This window comes from Vogesella mureinivorans (assembly GCF_007644035.1).
Lineage (GTDB): Bacteria > Pseudomonadota > Gammaproteobacteria > Burkholderiales > Chromobacteriaceae > Vogesella > Vogesella mureinivorans.
Genome location: NZ_VMTV02001096.1, coordinates 1 through 298 on the forward strand (window position 1 = coordinate 1; position 298 = coordinate 298).

Below are 298 nucleotides of genomic sequence, written 5' to 3' on the forward strand. Positions count from 1 at the left end.
TCCCAAGGAATGGGAGAACCAGAAGAAGTGGAACGGCGGCTGGCGGCGCAAGCCCAACGGCAAGATCGAGCCGCGCATGGGCGCCAAATGGCGCATCCTGGCCAAGATCTTCGCCAACCCCGATCTGCCCGAGATCGACGACTACTATGAGCCGTTCGACTTCGATTACGGCCACCTGCAGACGGCCCCGGAGATGAAGCACTTCCCCACCGCGAGGCCCCGTTCGCAGATAACGGGCAAGCGGATGGAGAAGATCGAATGGGGCCCCAACTGGGAGGAAATCCTCGGCGGGGAGTTC

Annotated in this window: 1 pseudogene; it reads left to right on the forward strand. The window is 62.4% G+C overall.

From position 1 onward, the window contains the following. Positions 1 to 298, forward strand: a pseudogene (gene narH / locus FLQ44_RS22910) (nitrate reductase subunit beta); the annotation flags it as partial.